The 21334-nt window shown below is 62.1% G+C and carries 19 protein-coding genes; 7 read left to right on the top strand and 12 right to left on the bottom strand.

Annotated elements, in window-relative coordinates; all coding sequences use genetic code 11:
- Positions 1–94 precede the first annotated feature (94 nt).
- From ACOSV0_RS24585 to ACOSV0_RS24555, 7 genes are all read right to left on the bottom strand, one after another.
- Positions 95–514: a histidine kinase gene (locus ACOSV0_RS24585; protein WP_434114517.1), complete on the bottom strand. Its 420-nt coding sequence runs from the start codon at positions 512–514 to the stop codon at positions 95–97.
- Positions 515–591: 77 nt separating this feature from the next.
- A complete protein-coding gene (locus ACOSV0_RS24580) occupies positions 592–1347 on the bottom strand; it encodes a COG4705 family protein (RefSeq protein WP_434116115.1) in 756 nt (251 codons plus the stop codon).
- A gap of 328 nt (positions 1348–1675) precedes the next feature.
- Positions 1676–1834 (bottom strand): hypothetical protein, encoded by a 159-nt coding sequence (locus ACOSV0_RS24575; protein ID WP_434114516.1) that lies wholly within the window; start codon positions 1832–1834, stop codon positions 1676–1678.
- A gap of 292 nt (positions 1835–2126) precedes the next feature.
- Positions 2127–5240: an efflux RND transporter permease subunit gene (locus tag ACOSV0_RS24570; protein WP_434114515.1), complete on the bottom strand. Its 3114-nt coding sequence runs from the start codon at positions 5238–5240 to the stop codon at positions 2127–2129.
- Positions 5237–6448: an efflux RND transporter periplasmic adaptor subunit gene (locus ACOSV0_RS24565; RefSeq protein WP_434114514.1), complete on the bottom strand. Its 1212-nt coding sequence runs from the start codon at positions 6446–6448 to the stop codon at positions 5237–5239. Before ACOSV0_RS24565 ends, ACOSV0_RS24570 begins: the two co-directional genes overlap by 4 nt.
- On the bottom strand, positions 6445–7944 hold the full coding sequence (locus ACOSV0_RS24560) for an efflux transporter outer membrane subunit (protein WP_434114512.1): 1500 nt from the start codon (positions 7942–7944) through the stop codon (positions 6445–6447). Before ACOSV0_RS24560 ends, ACOSV0_RS24565 begins: the two co-directional genes overlap by 4 nt.
- A gap of 151 nt (positions 7945–8095) precedes the next feature.
- Positions 8096–8773: a response regulator transcription factor gene (locus ACOSV0_RS24555; RefSeq protein ID WP_434114510.1), complete on the bottom strand. Its 678-nt coding sequence runs from the start codon at positions 8771–8773 to the stop codon at positions 8096–8098.
- Between the two features lie 161 nt (positions 8774–8934).
- On the opposite strand from ACOSV0_RS24555, the gene ACOSV0_RS24550 reads away from it, so the two are divergent.
- Positions 8935–9618: a response regulator transcription factor gene (locus ACOSV0_RS24550; RefSeq protein ID WP_434114509.1), complete on the top strand. Its 684-nt coding sequence runs from the start codon at positions 8935–8937 to the stop codon at positions 9616–9618.
- On the top strand, positions 9605–10960 hold the full coding sequence (locus ACOSV0_RS24545) for a sensor histidine kinase (protein ID WP_434114508.1): 1356 nt from the start codon (positions 9605–9607) through the stop codon (positions 10958–10960). The genes ACOSV0_RS24550 and ACOSV0_RS24545 overlap by 14 nt, the downstream gene beginning before the upstream one ends.
- A gap of 64 nt (positions 10961–11024) precedes the next feature.
- On the opposite strand, the gene ACOSV0_RS24540 is transcribed toward ACOSV0_RS24545, so the two are convergent.
- The 4 genes from ACOSV0_RS24540 to ACOSV0_RS24525 form a co-directional block, all read right to left on the bottom strand.
- Positions 11025–11723: a response regulator gene (locus ACOSV0_RS24540; RefSeq protein ID WP_434114507.1), complete on the bottom strand. Its 699-nt coding sequence runs from the start codon at positions 11721–11723 to the stop codon at positions 11025–11027.
- A gap of 25 nt (positions 11724–11748) precedes the next feature.
- Complete coding sequence (locus tag ACOSV0_RS24535; protein WP_434114506.1) at positions 11749–13167, bottom strand: sensor histidine kinase; 1419 nt, start codon at positions 13165–13167, stop codon at positions 11749–11751.
- Between the two features lie 266 nt (positions 13168–13433).
- Positions 13434–14828, bottom strand: coding sequence for a sensor histidine kinase (locus ACOSV0_RS24530; RefSeq protein ID WP_434114505.1), 1395 nt, complete (start codon positions 14826–14828; stop codon positions 13434–13436).
- Positions 14818–15495: a response regulator gene (locus ACOSV0_RS24525; RefSeq protein WP_027778124.1), complete on the bottom strand. Its 678-nt coding sequence runs from the start codon at positions 15493–15495 to the stop codon at positions 14818–14820. Before ACOSV0_RS24525 ends, ACOSV0_RS24530 begins: the two co-directional genes overlap by 11 nt.
- A 272-nt stretch (positions 15496–15767) precedes the next feature.
- Here ACOSV0_RS24525 and ACOSV0_RS24520 point away from each other — a divergent pair, with 272 nt between their 5' ends.
- From ACOSV0_RS24520 to ACOSV0_RS24500, 5 genes are all read left to right on the top strand, one after another.
- The gene (locus ACOSV0_RS24520) at positions 15768–16787 is read left to right on the top strand and encodes an ABC transporter substrate-binding protein (RefSeq protein ID WP_434114503.1); all 1020 of its coding nucleotides are present in this window, start codon (positions 15768–15770) and stop codon (positions 16785–16787) included.
- 52 nt (positions 16788–16839) lie between these two features.
- The gene (locus ACOSV0_RS24515) at positions 16840–17634 is read left to right on the top strand and encodes an ABC transporter ATP-binding protein (RefSeq protein ID WP_434114500.1); all 795 of its coding nucleotides are present in this window, start codon (positions 16840–16842) and stop codon (positions 17632–17634) included.
- 16 nt (positions 17635–17650) lie between these two features.
- The gene (locus tag ACOSV0_RS24510) at positions 17651–18514 is read left to right on the top strand and encodes an ABC transporter permease (protein ID WP_434114498.1); all 864 of its coding nucleotides are present in this window, start codon (positions 17651–17653) and stop codon (positions 18512–18514) included.
- Positions 18515–18722: 208 nt separating this feature from the next.
- On the top strand, positions 18723–20306 hold the full coding sequence (locus ACOSV0_RS24505) for an alkaline phosphatase family protein (RefSeq protein ID WP_434114497.1): 1584 nt from the start codon (positions 18723–18725) through the stop codon (positions 20304–20306).
- A 175-nt stretch (positions 20307–20481) separates the two neighbouring features.
- Positions 20482–20799 (top strand): DUF4148 domain-containing protein, encoded by a 318-nt coding sequence (locus ACOSV0_RS24500; RefSeq protein WP_434114495.1) that lies wholly within the window; start codon positions 20482–20484, stop codon positions 20797–20799.
- Between the two features lie 281 nt (positions 20800–21080).
- On the opposite strand, the gene ACOSV0_RS24495 is transcribed toward ACOSV0_RS24500, so the two are convergent.
- Positions 21081–21329: a hypothetical protein gene (locus ACOSV0_RS24495; protein ID WP_201074051.1), complete on the bottom strand. Its 249-nt coding sequence runs from the start codon at positions 21327–21329 to the stop codon at positions 21081–21083.
- Positions 21330–21334 lie beyond the last annotated feature (5 nt).

Here is a 21334-nt window from a genome sequence, read left to right as displayed (position 1 = left end):
CCAGCAGCGATCATTGATTCGCATACCGTATCGATTAAGAAGCGGCCCGTTCCCGATCGGATCGCTTCTGTGATTGCTCGCGCCTGACGGCACGTCAGCCCTTGCCGTTCATCCGATCCATGACCGCGAGGAGATCGGCCAGCGACTGCTTGCATTCCGCTGCATTCGGCGTGCCGGCGCGCAACGCGCTCAGCGAGCGGTCGATCGCTTTGTCGACGGTGTGCCAGTCCGCTGCGGCGCGAGGCTTCAAAGAAGGCTCGGCGTCATCCCATGCGAGTTCCAGATCTTTGATGCGCGCCTTCCCGCCCGCGAGGTCGCCTTTGCCGACCAATGCCGCGGTATCGGCCGCGATCTTGCGGAACGGCGACAGGTCGCCAAGCTTCGACGCCTTGACTGGTTCCGCCGCCTCGGCCGACGGAAACCCTATGCTGCCCGCCTCGCGATGCCCGAAGCTGATAGCGGAAATAGCGATGAAAGAAGCGATAACGGCTTTGCTGAGGGTGCGTTGAGTCATGATTGTTCTCTTCCGTTTGATCCGATATGCGATTGAAAAAAGACTGCATATACAACAACTGTTCGAACGCGTCGCGCTTATGGTTCACGTGCCGCGGTAGCACGCAGAGATCGCTGCTCGACCGCGCTCGCGAAGATGACCAGCACGACGATTACGCTGAGGAATAGCACGCTCGTATTGATCGTGCCGAGACCGATCCCGCCGTACGCACGCGACTGCGAAAGCAGATCGCCAAACGAGGCGCCCAAGGGCCGCGTCAGAATGTAGGCAAGCCAGAAAGTCAGCACGGGGTTCCCACCGGCGTAGTAGACAGCGCTCACCAATACGATCAATGCGCCGAATATCACGACACCGATCATGAAGCCGAGCCCCAGCGCTTCTGTCGCGAGATCGCCGGCCGCGGTGCCCAGCGCGAAGGTGAACAACACTGCCGCCCAGTAGAAAAGCTCCCGTCGCGTCGTGTAGATGGTGTGAATCGACAGCGTGCGCTCGCTGCGATACCAGAGCGCGAACACCGCAACCAGCGCGAGGGCGAACACGATCGTGCTGACATAAAGACTGATGCCGAGCTTGTCGGTCAACGCATCCGTAATCTGCGTGCCGACTACGCTGACCAGTACCACCGTCAGCCAGTAAATCCACGGCACGTACTTGCGCATGCGAAGCTGCACAGCCAATGCCGCGATCAGCAAGGTAAGCATCATGCCGCCGGTGAGCGCGGTGCCGAGCCCCACGTGCACGGCCAGATAATCCGCGCCGGTTTCGCCGACGGTGGTCGCCATGATCTTGATCGCCCAGAAGACAAGTGTTGCCTCGGGCACTTTGTTGCTCATCCCGGCAACACGATAAGTCGAGGTCTCTGACAAGCTGGTTCTCCCATGAATAGGCATTTGATTCGACGTTGCGAGCAGACGCGCTGGCGCTCGCTCAATGCAGCGAATAGTGCAATTGCGATCCTTATGAAAACCTTACGAAAGATGCCGATGAGACCACCGGATCGCAGCAGGGAAATGCGTGAACAAGAGACGCCTTGAGCGCTCCTTAAGAGAGGCTTAAGGACTTCGAAAAAATCAAAAAATATACTGCTCAAGCACTCCGAATCGAGGCCGATAGACAGAGCGCAGTACACACGTTTTTTCTATGGGAGATTGGGATGGCCATTCAGGCAATCGGACAAAGCAGCGTCCAGACAGCACCTTCGTCCACGGCGTCTGCGTCGACTTCGAGTTCAGCGTCGACGGCGCCGGCATCGAGCACAAGCGCTTCGCCGGCTACGGGGTCGGGCACGAGTACGTCCACGTCGTCGTATACGGTCAACATCAGCAACGCCGCGCGCGCTTTGATGGCGGAAGCGACCGAGACGTCGGTTCAAACTGCGCAGGAAGCAGGAAAGGGCGATCAGCAGGCGCAACGCCTGCTCGCCAAGGAGGCCGCAGCCAAGGTGGGCTGAGGCCCCCGGGGAGATCAAGCTTGAAGGAGTGGACCGTCGCGCCGGATCGGCGACGGTCCCGCAGTATCGGAATGCATGCCGAGATGACACGTTGAGCATGACACGCTGAACATGATGAGCGCGACGGCCGTTAAGCACCCGCAGTTACGCTGCCGCCAACGCTCAACCTATCGATTCACGCTCGAGCATATTGTCTTGCGCATTCCGTTTCGCCAGCCAATGCGACAGACGGTCGAACCACAGGTGCACCACCGGCGTCGTAAAGAGCGTCAGCATCTGCGAAACGATCAGGCCGCCGACAATCGCGATGCCGAGCGGAACACGCAATTCCGCGCCCGCACCGGACCCAAGCGCGAGCGGCAGTGCGCCGAACAACGCGGCGAGCGTCGTCATCATGATCGGCCGGAAGCGCAGTATGCACGCCTGACGGATCGCTTCGCGCGGCGATAACCCTTGTTCACGCTCGGCCACGAGCGCGAAATCGATCATCATGATGGCGTTTTTCTTCACGATGCCGATCAGCAGGATGATGCCGATCATCCCCATGATGGAGAGATCCTGGCCGCACAGCATCAATGCAAGCAATGCCCCGACTCCCGCAGAGGGCAGCGTCGAAATGATGGTGAGCGGATGAATCGCGCTTTCGTACAGGATGCCGAGAATCAGATACACCACGACGAGCGCCGCCGCGATCAGATACGGTTCGCTGGAAAGCGAGGCCTGGAATGCCTGCGCCGTGCCCTGGAACGACCCCGTCAAACTGTCGGGTTTGCCTGCTGCGATTTCAGCCTGATGAATTGCCGTCACGGCATTGCCGAGCGATTGCCCCGGCGCCAGGTTGAACGAGATCGTCACAGCCGGGAACAACCCCTGGTGATTCACTGAAATCGGCGACACATTGTTTTCGATCTTTGCGAGCGTGTTGAGCGGCACCAGTTCATTCGTCAGCGGCGAACGCACGTAGAGGTGCGCGAGCGCGTCGGTGGTCAACTGGAAGCCCGGATCGACTTCCTCGACGACGTGGTACTGATTCAACTGCGTGAACAGCGTTGCGATCTGCCGTTGGCCGAACGCGTCGTAGAGCGTGTCGTCGATAGCTTGTGCGGTGATGCCGAAGCGCGAAGCCGTACTGCGATCGATCACGAGCGTCGCGCTGGTAGCGGCAGCTTGCTGGTCGGAGGTGACGTCCGCGAGTTGCGGCAACTTCGACAGCTTGTCCGTCAACACGCCGGCCCAATGATTCAATTCGCCGATATCGGGGTCTTGCAGCGTGTACTGATACTGCGCGGCGCTGATACGGCCGCCAACCTGAATATCCTGGCGAACCTGCATCGACAGCGAAATACCCATCACCTTCGCTAACTGCGGCTTCAGACGATTGAGCACCTGCGCAGCGCTATCCTTGCGTTCGCCGAACGCCTTCAGGTTGATCATCACGCGCCCCTGGCTCACGGTCGGATTCGCGCCCATCCAGTAGTAGACGTTATCGACTGCGGGATCGGCTTCGATGATATGGCCCAGTTGCTGCATTTTCAAAGACATCGCCGGTGGGGAAATATCCGGCGAGGCCTGCGCGACACCCATGATCAAACCGGAGTCTTCCTGCGGGAAGAAGCCCTTCGGGATCACGACGAACAACGCGAGCGTCGCGACGATCGTCGCAATCGTCACGCCAAGCATCAGCTTCGGCCGATTCAACACCCAATCGAGCCCGCGCTCGTAACGCCGCTCCACCGCGACGAAACCTCTTTCGAGCCATGCTTCGAGCTTGCGCATGCGCCCTGCGTCATCCGGCTCAGGCAGGCGGATCAGCCAGCCGCATAGCATCGGCGTGACAGTCAGCGAGACCAGTGCCGACATCAGGATCGCCGCGCTCACCGTCACCGCGAATTCGCGGAACAGGCGGCCGACAATGCCCCCCATCAACAGGATCGGAATGAACACCGCAATCAGCGAGATCGTCATCGAGACAATAGTGAAGCGCACTTCCATCGCGCCAAGCAGCGCGGCTTTCATGCGCGGCACACCTTCCTCGACATGCCGCATCACGTTTTCGATCACAACGATCGCATCGTCCACCACGAAGCCCACCGCAATGGTCAGCCCCATCAGCGACAGATTGTCGAGGCTATAGCCGAGCAGATACATCACACCGAATGTGGCCACCAACGACAAGGGAATCGTCAGGCTCGGAATGATCGTCGCCCACACGTTGCGCAGAAACGAGAAGATGACCATCACGACGAGCGCGACCGTCAGCATCAGCGTGAACTGCACGTCGTGCACCGACGCATTGATGGTCTGCGTACGATCGCCCACGACATGCAGATGCGCGGCGGCCGGCAGCGTCGCTTCCAGCGCGGGCAGCTTCGCCTTGATGTTGGCGATCGTCTGTACGACGTTATAACCGGGCTGCTTGTGAATATCGAGAATGATCGCGCGTTCGTGCTGAAGCCACGCGGCCTGCTGGTTATCTTCGGCGGCGTTCAGAACGGTGCCGAGATCGGACAGGCGAATCGGCGCGCCGTTCTTGTACGCGACCACCAGATCGCGATACTCGGAGGCGCTCGTGATCTGATCGGTGGCATTGAAAATCACCGAGCGGTCCGGACCGTTCAAACTGCCCTTCGGCGCGTTCACGGTCTGAACGCCGACGATCGAGCGCACATCTTCCAGCGTGAGGCCGCGCGCGGTGAGCTTGTCGGGATCGAGCTGAATACGCACGGCAGGCCGCTGCTGGCCGTGGAAATCGACGAGACCCACGCCGGGCATCTGTGAGATCTGTTGCGCCAGATAGTCTTCGGCGTAGCTGTCGAGTTGCGTGAGCGTGAGCGATGGCGACGTCAGTGCCAGTGACAGCAGGGTAAAGTCGGCCGGGTTGACCTTTTCATAGGTCGGCGGGTTCGGCAGATTCTTCGGCAGGGTGCCGCCGGCCGCGTTGATCGCTGTCTGCACGTCCTGTGCCGCGCCGTTGATATCGCGCGACAGATCGAACTGCACGGCGATGTTGGTGGTGCCCAGCGAGCTCGACGAGGTCATCTGCGTGATGCCCGCAATCAACGAAAGTTGCCGCTCGAGCGGCGTCGCGACCGACGTCGCCATGGTCTCGGCACTCGCGCCCGGCAACTTCGCCACGACCTGGATGGTCGGAAAGTCGACTTGCGGCAGGGGCGCGACCGGCAGCAGAAAATACGCCACCATGCCGGCCAGCAGCACCGCAATGGCAAGGAAACTGGTCGCAATGCGCCGCTCGATGAACCGTTCCATCAGGCTCATGACGGATTGTCCTGGTTAGCCGGGTTGCCCGCCGTGTTTGCGTTGGCCGGTGCCTGGGCCACCGTCGGCACCATGGTCGCCGCGGCACGCACACCTGGGTTCAGACGGCTTTGCCCATCGAATACAACGAGGTCGGCGGGCGCGACGCCGCTGCGAATTTCCGTCATACCGTCGACCGTCACACCGGTTTGCACCGAACGCATCTGCGCCACGCCATTCGCGTCGATCACATAAAGCTGCGTACCATTCTGCGTATTCACCACCGCGCGGCTCGGCACGGCGAGCCGTTGCGTATCGGTGCGCAACAGCACGCGCGCATTCACCAGCTCGCCTGGCCACAGCTTGCGGTCCTTGTTGGTGAACGAGGCCTTGAGTTTGATCTGGCCGGTGGTCGGATCGACCGTGCTGTCGATGAACACGAGTGTGCCGTCAGCGAGCGCCGCGCTGCCGGAACGCGTGGTGACGTTCACGGCCAAAGGCGCGGCCGCCTGATTCGCGAGCAGGTCGGGCAGCACGTCTTGCGGCACGGAGAACAGCACGGTAATCGGCTCCATTTGCGTAACGGTGACGATGCCGGTCGTGTCGGTGGGATGCACGATCGCGCCGATGTCGGCCTCGCGCGCGCCGACGCGGCCGGTGAACGGCGCACTCAGCGTGGTGAAGCTGAGTTGCAGCCGGTCGCTTTGCACTAGCGCGGCGTCCGCGGCGACCGTGGCGGCGAGTGCCTCGACTTGCGCTTTCGCGGTGTCCACGGCCTGCGTGGTCGCGGCGCCGATGCCAACCAGCTTCGAGTAGCGCGCGAGATCGAGCCGCGCGTTATCGAGCGAAGCCTGGTCCTTGCGTTGCGCCGCTTCCGCTTGATGCAATTGCGCGGTGAGCGGGCCCTGATCAAGTTGTGCGAGCAACTGCCCTGCCTTCACATCCTGTCCTTCTGTGAAGGCCACGCGCTGCAACTGGCCGTCCACACGTACCTTGACGTCCACGGTATTGAGCGCCAGGACCGTACCCACCGCGGCCACGCGAATCGGAAAGTCGCGGCCCACCGGATGGCCGGCGTTGACCGGCACCGCAGCCACAGGCTTTACGGCCGGATGCCTCGGCCATAACCACGCGCCAAGAATCACGGCAAGGACAACGCACGCCGCCACGAGCGGCGCGCGACGGCGCCCGCGGGGCGCCTCGTGGTTCGGAAAATCAGCAGATTTCATGAGGGCAAATGCGTAGAAGTGGAAGCAGTGCTGCTATCGGCCACGCCGAAGCCGCCGCCGAACGCGCGAAACAGACTCACGGACGCTTGCAGGCGCGCGAGCCGCGCCTGCACCAGCGTGTCTTCGGCTTGATAAAGCGTGCGTTGGGCGTCGAGTACGGTCAGGAAGTCGACAGTGCCGAGCTTGTACTGCGCTTGCGCGAGCGTGGCGGCTTTACGGGCGGCATCGGCGGCGGTCTGGTCGGCGGCTTCCGCGAGCTGCTGCTGTTGCGCCGCCGAGAGCGAATCCTCGACGTCCTGCAGCGCCGTCACCACCGTCTGCCGGTAATCGGCAACGCCCTTTGCTTCGGCGGCCTGGCTTGCGTGCAACTGACCATGCAGCGCGCCGCCGTCGAACAGCGGCGCCGCCAGCGAAGTGGCAAGGCTGGCAAACGGACTCGACAGGAAATGCGAAAGCGACCTGCTGCTAAGGCCGCCGTCGGCTGTCAGCACGATATTCGGCAGAAAGGCCGCGCGGGCCGCGCCGACGCTTTCATTGGCCGACTGCAACTGCGCTTCCTTCGAGCGGATATCGGGGCGCGTTTCCAGCAGGCTGGCCGGCAGATTCGGACGCGGTTGCGGAATGGCGATGCCGGCGAGCGCGGTGTCGTCGACCGTGAACTGCTCGGGCGCCGTGCCCACCAGCACGGCGAGCGCATGGACGTTGGTGTCCAGTTGCTGTTGCAACGCCGGCACCGCCGCCTGGAACGTAGCGAGGGCATTGCGCTGCTGTTGCACCTGCAACTCGGTCGCGACGCCCGCCTCCTGTTGCGCGAGCAGCAATTGCAGAATGTGCGCGGCATCGTCGGAGATGGAGCGCGCGATCGCGAGACGCCGACGCAAGCTTTGCACCTGAAAGTACGTATCCGCCACCGATGCGGTCAGCGTCAACGCCACCGTATCGCGATCGAACTCCGACGCGCGAGCGAGCAGGTCCGCCGCGCCGGCATTGGCGGCGTTGAAGCCCCAGAAGTCGACCTCGTAACTGGCTTCGGCAAACAGGCTCTGGGTTTTGGTGGTCGAGCCACGGCCCTGGTGGCTGCGGTCGAAGGTGGCGCCGAGCGAAAGCGACGGATACTGCGGCGCGCCGGCTTTCTCGGCGTTGCCGCGCGCCTGTTCGACACTCGCAATCGCGGACGCCAGCGTGAAGTTGTTGCGCAGGCTGCGATCGACCAGCGCATCGAGCGCGGGGTCGTGATATTCGCGCCACCAGCCGCTCCTGACTGGAACCGTATCGGCGAGCGATGCACTCGCCGCGCCGTCGAAGCGCTGCGCGAGCGGCACGCCTGGCCGCTGATAGGCCGGCACGAGCGAGCACCCCGCCAGCACCACGACACCGAGCGCGCAGGCTGCGGCATATACGGCACAAGCGGCACAGGCGGCAGCGCGCGCCGCCAGATGAGGCGCACGAGGACTGACGACGCGCGAAAGCGGCGCCGAACGGGACAGCCCTGACATGGGAGAACGCTCCGGCAACATGGGAATGCCGTCAGCGTAGTCAGCGGGTCCTGTCGGCGCTTTCGCCCAATAATTAAAAAAATTTAATGCGCCGCAATACGCCGCCGGAGCGCGCGTCCACGAGGCCGCCCATGCCGCCGCAAAACACCTGCTAAGGCGCCGGGTTCAGCACATAACCCGCCCCCACCACGGTATGAATCAGCGCCACGGGAAAATCGCGATCCACCTTTGCCCGCAGCCGATGCATGTGCATATCGATGATATTGCCGCGCGGTTCAAAGTCGTAATTCCATGCCGCCTCGAGCAGCATGCTGCGCGTCACCACCTGCCCTTCCCGACGCGCCAGGCATTCGAGCAACAGAAACTCGCGATGCTGCAGATGCAGATCGCGGCCGCCGCGTGCCGCAGTTCGCGCCCGGGTGTCGAGCACCAGATCCGCGCATTCGAGCCGTTCGCTCATTCTCCTGCGATCCGCGCGCCGCGCGAGCGCCTCGATTCTCGCCAGCACTTCCGCGAAAGCATAGGGCTTCATGAGGTAATCGTCGCAACCCGCGCGGATGCCCTCAACCCGTTCGTTCAGTCCACCCACCGCGGACAGCATCAGCACCGGCGTGGTATCGCCACCGGCACGCAATTGCTGCACGAGGGCGATGCCGTCGAGCGCCGGCAGGAGCCGATCGGTCACAATCACGTCGTAAATGCCCTCGCGCGCGTAGGCAAGCCCGGTTGCACCGTCGGCCACAGTGTCGACGATGAGACCGCTCTCGCTCAAGCCACGCGCCAGGAACTGGCTCGCGCGCCTATCGTCTTCGACCAGCAGGATTCGCATGTGCTAAACCGGTTGATAAGGGATTACATTAAAAAATTTTAATGTTGGCGCGAAACGCCTGTGCAGCTTCGCGCGGCATACTTCGATACATCGCGGGTACGAGCGTAGTGTAAATGGCCGGCTCGCACAGGCTCGCCGCGCGCTTACTTCTGGAAAAACGCATGTCGAACGTATTGGTCGTCGAAGACGACGGGCAAACCCTCGCGGAGATCGTTGAAGCGCTGACCGATCACGGCTGCAAGGTGCAGACCGCGAGCACGGGCCGCGACGGACTGATGCTCGCGGTCGCCAACAGTTATGACGCCATCGTGCTCGATCGCATGTTGCCCGGCGGACTCGAAGGGCTCGGCATGCTGGCGGCGTTACGCAGCGCCGGCGTGCTCACGCCGGTATTGATTCTGAGCGCCCTCTCCGCGGTCGACGAACGTGTGCGCGGTCTGCGCGCCGGCGGCGACGATTATCTGACCAAGCCGTTCGAATTCATCGAACTGACCGCACGGCTCGACGCGCTGATGCGCCGGCGCGAAGCGGCGCCCGGTGTGCAGGAATATCAGGTCGGCCCGTTACGCCTCGACCCGCTCAAACGCGAAGTGACCTGCGCCGGCCGGCCGGTGCCGCTCCTGCCACGCGAATACCGGCTGCTCGAATACCTGATGCAGCATGAGGGCCAGGTGGTGAGCCGCACCATGCTGTTCGAGGCGGTATGGGATTACCGGCTCGACGAGCGGACCAATGTGATCGACGTGCACATCAGCCGTCTGAGAAAGAAGCTGGACCCGGACGGGACGGCTCCGATGATCGATACCGTGCGCGGTTCGGGGTACATGCTCCATGCGCCTGACTGAACTGCACCGCACCACCGGCTTTCGCCTCGCCACGCTGTTCCTGATGCTGTTCGGCGTGATTGCGATACTGTTGTTCGGCTACCTGTATCGGGAAATCACCGGCTTCGAACAGGAGCGCATCGACGACTGGCTGATCCGCGAGCATGCACAGTTGCAACGCGAAGAGCCGGACGAACTGGTCGCGCGCTTCGAACATCAAAACCAGTTCGATCCGCGCCGTCAGCGCCCATTCGGTCTGTTCGACGCTGCCGGCAAGCATCTTGCCGGCGGCTACGCGGGCGATCAGCCGGTCATCCCGGTCTTCGACCAACCGTTTTCCATGCGGCTCAAGACGCTGCCCGGCCACCCACCGGGCCGATGCATCGCCGCGCGCGCGCCGGATAACCGCATTGCATTGCAATGCCAGAACACCCGCGAGCTTGATCACTTCGACGAAGAGTTGCTGCACGCGCTGCTTTCCACCGCCATGATCACGCTCGTGATCGGCCTGGTCGGGGCGAGCCTGATCGGCATTTCCGCAATGCGAAGGCTCGATGCGGTCACCGCCTCGATCGAGGAAATCGTCGCCGGCAATCTCAGCAGGCGTCTGCCGGTGCATTCGAAACGCGACGACGTGGATCGCCTCGTCGGCGTCGTGAACGGCATGCTCGACGAAATCGAACGGCTCATGAACGAGGTCAAGGGTGTGTGCGATGCAATTGCACACGATCTGCGCACACCGCTCACCCGAATGCTCGCCGGACTCGAACGCGCGCAGCGCCGCGCCAAAACCGACGTGGAGTATCGCGCGGCAATCGATGAAACCATCGTCGAAACCAGCGGGCTGCTGCGCACCTTCAACGCGCTGCTGCGCATTTCGGAAATCGAAAGCGGCGTGCGCCGCGCGGGATTCACAACGGTCGATCTGGCTGCCGTTGCCGACGACGTCTTCGAATTCTACGATCCCACTGCCGAAGACAAACAGATCGCCTTCGAACTGCAGCGAACGGTATCAGGGCCGCTCGATATCCAGGGCGATCCGAACCTGCTATTCGAGGCGTTGGCGAATCTGGTGGAAAACGCCATCAAGTTCGCCCCGCACGGCGGCCACGTGCGGATCACCGTGTTCCACGACAAGAACGGCGCGGGTGTCACCGTGTCGGACGACGGGCCGGGCATTGCGCCCGCCGAACAGCAAGCCGTGCTGCGGCGCTTTTATCGCGGTGAAGCGAGCCGTCACACGCCCGGCAGCGGACTCGGCCTGAGCCTTGCGCTGGCGGTGGCCGGCATGCACGGCATGTCGATCCGTTTCAAGGACGCGACGCCCGGCTGCGAGGTCATACTGTGCAAACCCAATGAATAACGCCGCGTGCATGCTCGATGCACACGGCGTTTTGACTGCAAGCCTGCGGCACCGTGCCGTGGTCTTACAACGCCTCGGCAAACGCTTCGCGCGACACCTCTTCGCGCAGGATGTAGCCGAGCCCGCGCAAGGTCATGATCTTCGCATTGGAGCAGGCAAGGTGCTTGCGCAGGCGGTGAATGTAGATGTCGATGGCGTCGGCGCTGGGTTCGTCGTCGAGCGTGAAGACCTTGTCCATCAGGGTGGACTTCGAGACGGTCTTACCCTGCTTCAATATCAAGGTTTCAAGAATTGCGTGTTCGCGCCGCCGTAACGGCAAGGGCTCGTTTTGTAGTACGAATTCGCGGGAATCGAATAGATAACGCAGATCGCCGCAGTCGATCGACTGGCCTTTGTCGCCCGCCGCCTGGCGGCGGATCAGCGCCTTGATACGCGCCACCAGTTCGCGCGCGTCGAAGGGTTTGACAACGTAATCGTCCGCGCCGGCCGAGAAACAGGCCACTTTGTCGTCGGTCGAGCCGTTGGCGGTGAGCATCAGCACGGGCACGTTGTCGCGTTTGCGGCGCAGGCGCGCCAGCACATCCTTGCCGCCAATGCCCGGCAGCCGCAGATCGAGCAGCACCGCGTCGTAGCACTGCAAGCCGAGCAGCGTCTCCGCCCGCTCGCCGTCCTGCGCCCAGTCAATCACGAAATTCTCGACCTGCATCAGATTCATCACCCAGCGCGCGAGGTCAGCGTCGTCTTCAACCAGCAGCAGTTTCATCGGTTTCCCCTGATGTGGCAGCGTATCAAACCGCTGCCGACCATAGTCGCATCTCGACAGTGACGACCAGGCCGACACCGTCCTCCCCCGGCTCGAGCGTAACCGTGCCGCCCTGCCGGTAGGCGATTTCGCGCACGATCGGCAAGCCAAGGCCGGTTCCATCGGCGTGATTCGACGCGCGATAGAAACGCTCGAACACGCGCGCCCTCGCCTCGGCTTTGATACCGGGTCCATTATCGATCACACGCACGATCGCCCTGTCATTGTCGCGCCGCGTGTGCACGGTGACGCGGCCGCCGGGTTGCGTATAGCGCAGCGCGTTGTCGACGAGATTGGTCACGAGCGCCGCGGTCAATGCCTCGTCTCCGGTCACGTACAGACCGTCTTCCAGCTCCGCGCCCAGATCGATTTCACGCGACTGCGCGAAGGCAATCAACTCCTCCAGTACGCTCGCGATCAATGCGCTCAGGTCGACCCGTTCACGCGCATGGGACAGCGCGGCGGACTCGGCTTGAGCAAGCAGCAGCAGTTTGTTGGTCAAGGTGGTCAGCTTGCGGCTGCTTTTATGCATGCCGGCCAGTGCTTCGGTGAGCGGCACGTCCCGATTCTCACGTTGCCGCGCGAACTGGATCTGCGCCGCCAGCAGCGCGAGCGGTGTGCGCAACTGATGCGCCGCGTCCGAGATGAATTGCCGCTGGGTCGCGGCCTGCTGGCTCATGCGCGCGATGCACTGGTTGATCGCTTCGACGATCGGCCGCAATTCGACATGCAAACGCGCCACGCGTATCGGTTCGAGTTGCGAGGCGTTACGATCGGACACGTCGTCTTTCACCTTCATCAACGGCCGCAATTCGAAGGTCAGCCCGAGATAGACGAACACCATGGCGAGCACCAGCGTCAGCACCTCGCCGAACAGTTGCGGACGCAACAGGCGCCACACCATCGCATCGCGCGAGCCTTCCGTTTTCGCGACTACCACGACGACTTCTTCGGTGCGGCCCGAGTCGTATAGCTGCCGCACATAAGCGGCGGCACGCACGGCGCGGCCGTCTTCGAGATGGGTGGCGTAAAGCATGGGAACGTCGCCCGCGCCGCGCGGCACCGGCAACTCGAGATTGCCGGCCAGCAGGCGGTGACCGCTCGCTTCGACGCGATAGTACACATTGTCCTGTTCCGGCGACTCGAACAACTCCAGTGCCGCCGGCGGAATCTGGATCGACACGTTGCCGTTATCCCAGTCGATGTCTTCGCCAATAATGCGCATCGACGATAGCAACGCGTTGTCCTGAACCAGGTCGGCCGTGGTCTGCGCGTTGCGATACGAAATCACGCCGGAAATGGAAACGAACGCCGCCAGTGGCAGCAAGAGCCACCACAGCAAGCGTCCGCGCAAACTGCCTGAAAACACGATTCGTCGTTCCTCTCTTCCGGTAAGCGGGCGCATCTCGCCTCAAGATGCGCCAGCATCCATCTTACGGCTTCACCTCGTCGACAAACCGATTTGTGGAAGTACGCGCGCAAGGCGCGTCAAAGCAGGGTTCATGGTGGGTGTCTCCGTTATATTCCGCATGCGCGGTGGGCGTTTGATGGATCGCCCGCCAAAAATTCTAGGGGCGCGAATCCTTCTCAAAGCTTTCGCACATGCGTTTCCTGTCCCGATTGCGGGTTTGTCCCGACTACTTTTAAAGCGGCCGATTTGAAGCGGCTGATTTAACCAGGCTGGGGGCCTTCCACGGCCGCGCGCGGAAACGAGACGCTCACGTGCACGCCTTTGCCGGCCTCGCCCGGCTTGAGCGTGATCTCTCCGTGATGCGCGTCCGCGATTTCGCGCACGATGGCGAGGCCCAGCCCCGTTCCTTCCGTATCCGCCGACGCCCGGAAAAACGGTTCGAACACGCGGCTGCGCGACTCGGCCGGAATGCCCGGGCCATCGTCCAGCACTGACACGGTGACCCGATCGGCGTCCGCGCTAACGGCGACCGTAACATGGCCGCCACTGCCGGTGTAGCGGATCGCGTTCTCCGCGAGGTTGGCGATCAACGCCTGCAGCAGGCCGCGATGCCCGGCCACCGGCGCAGGTCCGTTCAACTCCGCGCCGAGATCGATGTCCCGGGCCTGCGCGAGCAGCGCCAGATCCTCCACCACTTCCATGGCCAGCGGCACCAGATCCAGCGTTTCCACCGCCAGTTGTTTGTTGTCGGCGGCCTCGGCCTGCGCGAGCAACAGCAGCTTGTTGGTGAGCCCGACCATTGAACGGTTGCTGCGGTGCATCGCGGCAAGCGCTTCGTCGAGCGCGGGATTCAGGCCGTCCTGCTGGCGCGCGAACTGCAATTGCGTGCCGAGCAACGTGAGCGGCGTGCGCAACTGGTGCGCGGCGTCGGCGATAAACCGCCGTTGTGCGGCCACCTGCACGCCGAGGCGCGCGATACATTGATTGATCGCTTCGACGATGGGCCGCAACTCGGTATGCAGGCGCTCGACGCGAATCGGCTCGAGCTGCATGGGGTCGCGGTCGGCGACATCCTCCTTCACTTTCATCAGCGGCCGCAATTCGAACGTGAGTCCGATGCAGACCAGCGCGACGGCCAGCACGATCATCTCGATCTGCCGCACGAGTTGCGGCTGCCACAATTGCTGCGCCATCGCGTCGCGCGAGCGCACCGTCTTGCCCACCGTCACTCGCACACGGCGCGTCGCGCCGTTGTCGTACATCAGGCGCACGAGGCCGACCGCGCGCACGGGCTGGCCGTGAAGTTCGGTGTCGTAGTGATCGGCCGTGTCGGACGGGAGCGGCGCGCGCTGCGGAAAATCCGGCGTGCCCGCCAGCAGGCGGCCATCGTCGACCCGCACGCTGTAGAACACCTGGTCGCGATACGGCGACACGAACACCTCGAGCGCGGCAGGCGGCACGTCCACGCGCAGAAAACCGTCCACCCATTCCACTTCACCGGCAATCATCCGCGCCGACGAGATAAGCTGGTTGTCCTGCACCAGATCCGCCGTGCGGCGCGCATTGTCGTACTCGGCCTTGCCGGTGACGAACACGTACAACGCGAGCGGCACCAGCAGCCACCACAACAGGCGCATGCGCAGGCTATTGGTCATCTTCTTTCTTGCGCAGCAGATAACCCAGCCCGCGCAACGTGACGATCGCGGCCGAACTGCCGTCGAGCTTCTTGCGCAGCCGCGAAATGTAGATTTCGACCGCATCCTCGCTCGGTTCGTCCGCAAGCGTGAAGATCGCGTCGACCAGCGCGGGCTTCGTCACCGTCTTGCCCAGCCGCAGGATCAACGTTTCGAGCACCGAGCGCTCGCGCGGCGTGACGTTCAGCGGCGCGCCCTTCAGCGTGAACTGGCGCGTGTCGATGTCGAACGCGAGATCGCCGCACACCACCTCGCTGGCTTTCGACGGCGACTGCCGGCGGATTGCGACCTTGATCCGTGCAATCAGCTCGCGCACTTCGAAAGGCTTGACCAGGTAGTCGTCCGCACCGGCGCCGAGCAATTCCACTTTTTCGTCGATCGAACCGCTCGCCGTGAGAATCAGCACCGGCGTGGCGTCACCGCGCTGGCGCAAACGGCGCAGCACGTTCTTGCCCGACAGCTTCGGCAGATTCAGGTCGAGCAGGATCACATCGTAGTGATTGGTGCGCAGCAGGCGGTCGGCGGCGTCGCCGTCCTGCACGGCGTCGAGCGCGAACGCCTCCTGCTCCAGCATCTTCGCGAGCCAGTGCGCCAGCGTGGGGTTGTCTTCGATGAGCAGCAGCTTCATGGCGGGAACGGCAAAATGAACGGCAAAAGTCAGGACGCCGATTGTGCCGTAAAACAAAGGCTTTGCGCGCGGCTTGCGTGATTTGTGGCCCACGTCATGGGGTTTGCCAGGGGGTGGCCGCGCGGTTGCGATGAATTCTCGGGTTAACACCCATAATTTGCCCACAGCACCGAAAGCTGCCAGAAGGTTTCCGATTTCTATAATCGCCGTCATTCACCCAGAAAGCGCCGCATCCGCACATAGCGGCGACCAAACCTAAGGAGACTGCTTCCATGCGTACCTTGCGCCAGATTGCCGCCGTGTCAGGTGTTGCGTTCACCCTTGCCGCCGCTTCGGCCGCGGCTCACGCCGAGAAGCTGACGATCATGGTCGGCGGCGCCACCAAGATCATCTATCTGCCGGCCAAGCTCACGGAGCAGCTCGGCTACTTCAAGGACGAAGGCCTCGACGTCGAAATCCTCTCGCAACCGGCCGGCGTGGATGCGGAAAACGAACTGCTGGCGGGCGCGGTGCAAGGCGTGGTGGGCTTCTACGATCACACCATCGACCTGCAGAGCAAGGGCAAGGAAGTCCAGGCGCTGGTGATTTTCGGCCAGGTGCCGGGTGAAGTGGAAATGGTCTCCACCAAGGCTTCTGAAACGCTCAAGAGCATGGCCGACGTAAAGGGCAAGACGCTCGGCGTGACCGGCCTCGGCTCGTCGACCAGCTTCCTCACGCAATACCTCGCGCAACGCGCGGGCGTGCCGTCGACGCAATACACGCTGCTGCCGGTTGGCGCGGACAACAGCTTTATCGCCGCCATCAAGCAGAACCGCATCGACGCCGGCATGACCACCGAGCCGACCGTCTCGCAACTGCTGAAGACCGGCGACGCCAAGGTGCTGGTCGATATGCGCACGCTGGAAGGCACGCGTGCCGCGCTCGGCGGCACGTATCCGGCTTCAAGCTTCTACGTGCAGCGCGCATGGGCCGAATCGCACAAGGACGACGCCACGAAACTCGCGCACGCGTTCGCGAAGACGCTGAACTTCATCGCGACGCATAGCGCGGAAGAGATCGCCGCGAAGATGCCGAAAGACTATTACGGCAACAACAAGGACCTGTACGTCGGCGCGCTGAAGGCGTCGCTGCCGATGTTCACGAAGGACGGCAAGATGCCCGCCGACGGCCCGGACACGGTTCTGAAGGTGCTGTCGGCGTTCAATCCTTCGGTGAAGGGTAAGCATATCGATCTCGCCAAGACCTACTCCAACGACTACGTGTCGGCAACGATCAAGACCGCGGCGAAGTAACGCCGCCGCAATAGCGCCCTATCAACATCAAGACACTGCGAGGCACCAGCCGATGAATCAACCCCTGTCACGCGATACGCCCGCCATCGAGCTGCGCAACGTATCGTGCCGCTTCATCTCTCCGGACGGCAAAGCGACGATCGCGTTGCGCGACTTCAGCATGTCGGTGGCGCGCGGCGAGTTCGTCGCGGTTGTCGGCCCGACGGGTTGCGGCAAGTCGACCACGCTCAGCATGATCACCGGCTTGCTGAAACCCACCACCGGCGAAGTACGCGTGATGGGCGCGCCGGTGGACGGCATCGACCCGCGCATCGGCTTCGTGTTTCAGGCGGACGCGGTGTTTCCGTGGCGCTCGGTCATCGACAACGTGGCAGCCGGTCCGCTGTATCGCGGCCGCTCGAAATCCGCCGCGTACGACGAGGCCAACGAATGGCTGCGCCGCGTGGGCCTCGACAAGTTCGGCAAGCACTACCCGCATCAACTGTCCGGCGGCATGAGAAAGCGCGTGGCGCTCGCGCAAACCTTCATCAACAAGCCGGAAATCCTGCTGATGGACGAGCCCTTCTCGGCGCTCGACATGCAAACCCGCACGCTGATGCAGGACGAACTGCTGCAACTGTGGGGCGGCGCCGGCTCGGTAGTGTTCGTCACACACGATCTGGAAGAAGCGATTGCGCTCGCCGATCGCGTGTTCGTGCTGACCGCGCGCCCGGCGACGCTGAAGAAAGTGTACGAAATCGATCTGCCGCGTCCACGCGTCACGTCCGAGGTTCGCTACGACCCACGCTTTATCGAAATCTCGCGCGACATCTGGCACGACCTGCGCGAAGAAGTGCAGATCGGTTAATCAAGGAACGGCAAACATGTCTACTACCCCTCAACAGACGATGCCTTCGGGCATCGATCCCGCGTCGCTCGCACAAGTCGAACGCGTCGCGCAAAAACGCATCCGGCAACGCCATGCGCTGGTGATCACGCTGCGCATTGTCGTTCTGGTTGTTGTGCTCGGCGGCTGGGAATTGTCCGCGCGCCTGAAGTGGATCGATCCGTTCTTCTTCTCGATGCCGAGTGCGATCTTCGAGCAGATCATCGACTGGTTCGTGAACGGCACGTCGCAAGGTCCGCTCCTGACTCAGGTGTGGGTCACGCTCGAGGAAACCGGGCTCGGCTTCATTATCGGTTCGGTGGCGGGCATCTTCTGCGGCATTGTGCTCGGCCGCAACAAACTGCTCTCCGATGTGTTCAGCCTCTACATCAAGATCGCCAACTCGATTCCGCGCGTGGTGCTCGGCTCGGTGTTCGTGATTGCGCTCGGTCTCGGCATGGCGTCGAAGGTGGCGCTGGCGGTGGTGATGGTGTTCTTCGTGGTGTTCGCCAATGCGTTCCAGGGCGTGCGCGAAGCGGACCGCTACATGATCGCGAATGCGCAGATTCTGGGTGCGTCGCGCCGTCAGGTGACGACCTCGGTGGTGATTCCGTCGGCGTTGAGCTGGATTCTGGCCAGCTTGCACGTGAGCTTCGGCTTTGCGCTGGTCGGTGCGGTGGTGGGCGAATTCCTCGGCTCCAAGCAGGGTATCGGTCTGCTGATCTCCACGGCGCAAGGCGCATTTAACGCAAGCGGGGTGTTCGCGGCGATGATTGTGTTGGCGGTGGTTGCGCTGGCCGCGGACTATCTGCTGACGGCGATCGAACAGCGGCTGTTGAAGTGGCGGCCGGCCGCGGTTTGAGTTGACCATCGGGTCGTATAGGAAAAAGGGCGCCAGCGGCGCCCTTTTTTCATTCCGCTTCGCCATCGTTCAGCGTGATGAATCGAAGCACAATGCGCTTTCGCCGCGGCGCGTTTTGCGCTACGGTAGCGACGCCGGCATCGGCTGATCGAGCTGACAGAGTAGTGCGCACGAAACATCCATCCAATCCCCTGCAGGAGCGGTGAATATGAGTGACGTCCACGACGGCGAAGCAGCAAGCAAGGCAAATACATCGAACGCCGCAACTGATGCAGCCACGACGGCGAACACGCCGGGCGATCAGATCGAACATGTCGTCCTGTTGCTCATGGAGAATCATTCCTTCGATCAGATGCTCGGCTGTCTGGACGAAGTGCACGCCGATCTGGACGGCATACGCAACGCCGCATCCAGGTCCAACGAAGACGGCAAAGGCAATACATTCTTCCCGCAGCCGACGCAAGAGCGGCAGATGCAACACGACCCGGATCACGGACACGCGGCAGTGCTCACCCAGATCGCGGGAAACAACGGCGGCTTCGTTCGATCGTTCGCCAACGACTACCCGAAGAGCAGCATCGCCGCGCGGCAGGACATCATGGGCTACTACCCGCTCGATTTTCTTCCGGCATTACACACGCTGGGCGCGCAATTCACCGTATGCGACAAGTGGTTTTCGTCGTTGCCCGGCCCAACCTGGCCGAACCGTTATTTCGCGCTGACGGGTACGTCGATGGGTGAGGTGGAGATGCCCGATGGGCTCGCTGCCCTGAATCCAAGGTGGTACACCGAGCAGAGCCAGGACACGCTTTTCGACCGTCTGAATGACAAAGAGAAAACGTGGAAGATTTACTTCTACGACTTTCCCGCGTCACTGCTGCTGAAAAACCAGCGTCGCGCCGAAAATCTCGCCAATTACCATCTGTTCGACACGTTCTTCGAGGACGCAGCTGGACCCGCGAACGAGTTTCCGCAGTTCGTTCTCATCGAACCGAAATACTTCGGTGAAGCACAGAACGACGATCATCCGCCGCACAACATCATGAAGGCGGAAAAACTGATCGCCGATACGTACAATGCGCTGCGTTCCAATCAGGCATTGTGGGAGCGCACATTATTAGTCATCCTGTACGACGAACACGGTGGATTCTTCGACCATGTTCCACCGCCGTCGAATGCAGTGGCGCCCGACGAGCACACGGACAGTTTCGATTTCACTCAACTCGGCGTGCGCGTCCCCGCCATTCTCGTATCCCCATGGTGTGACGCAGGCGTGTGCCATACGCAATTCGACCATTGCAGCCTGCTGAAATACCTCTCTGACAAGTGGGAGCTTGCGCCGCTCGGCAATCGCACCAAAGCTGCGGCAAGCGTCGGACAGGCGATCCGTTCCACCGGTATTGCCCGGTCCGATACACCGCCTTTTATCCGCGTGACCAATCAATCGCTAATTGCGGAGCACGTGGAACTGGAGAGGAAGTCGTCGAACGGCAATCAGCACGGACTCCATCATTTCGCGGACTATCTGCACGCGGAACTGGATAAATTGGCCGCGGATTTCGTGGACTCGGCATCGCACCTCGCCCGTAACGAGACTGGTTGGGTTCTGCTAAAGAGCGCACTCGGCTCTGCGATGATGCGTTTCGGACAGTGGCTCAACAAAGACTTTTATCGCGCCCGGGATGACCGCGAAGCACGCACCAGCCAGGCATTCACCCGGCTCTCGCAGTCCGCGAAGGTTCCTGCGAATACGCCGCAAGACGGCGCCCCAGTCTCGGCATCGCGATCCTAGCAAGCCATACGCGAGGGAACCAGCAACCGAATTCCCGTCTTTTATTGCAAATCTCGCAACAAACCTTACCTGAATTGACGGTTACTCCAGCCAGATCACAAGACTACAGTGTAATCACTGACTACGAACAACACCGCTCGTAGCAAGATAAAGACCGAACTGGAGGTAGTTCATCATGAAATCGCTCATTCAAGCTGTTGTTATCGCCGCTGTGCTGGCCGCTCCCGTTGCTTCGTTTGCTCAGTCGAACCAGCCCGTGACCCGCGCTCAAGTGCGCGCAGAACTGATTCAACTCGAAAAGGCCGGCTACCAGCCGGGACGTTCCGACCCGTACTACCCGGCTGACATCCAGGCTGCGCAAGCTCGTGTCGCCACGCAGAACGGCACCGCGCAAGCCGCAGAAAGTGGTTACGGCGGTGTGGTGAGCGGCTCGTCGCAATCGAGCCATCCGATTCCGGCAAATGGTCCGAAGTCGGTTTACTTCGGCAACTAAGCGGGTGACGCAGTTGGCAAGCAGGCTGTCCAGCGGAACGAACCCTCGAGGCCACGCCGCTTGCCCGGATCGACCGCTACGCGCGCAAAACAGCCGCGCGCTCTGATTCAAACGAACTGGCCCGCGATCGAGTATCCCCGATCGCGGGCCAGTTCTGTATTCGATACCTCCGTCATCGGGCTTCCGATGACTTCGCCTGGACCTTCGCGGTCTGGGCGCTTTTTCTTTATTTATATAGCGTTATATCTGGATGAAGCCTCGGCGATGCCAGACCGCCCGCGTCATTCGCGAGCGATCAGATCGCCCACCTGGCCACGCCCCGTGACGAGACAGCTCGACAGGAAGTTTTCACCCTGGCTGCTGGCGCCGGCGTCACCGAAGCCCTTTTTTAGCGCGTCCGATTTGACCAGTTCCGCGCCTTGATGGCACGTTATTGTCCCCATTTCTCCTGCTTGTGCGCGCATCAGCGCCCTATCCGCCATCAGATAGCCAAGCAACAACACCACAGCAATATTGAACGCTTGCCTCATGGATC

The sequence above is a fragment of the Paraburkholderia caffeinilytica genome (genome assembly GCF_051027425.1).
Lineage (GTDB): Bacteria > Pseudomonadota > Gammaproteobacteria > Burkholderiales > Burkholderiaceae > Paraburkholderia > Paraburkholderia caffeinilytica_A.
The sequence above is the reverse complement of the archived record's forward strand: the minus strand, read 5'-3'. Positions and strand labels throughout refer to the sequence as shown.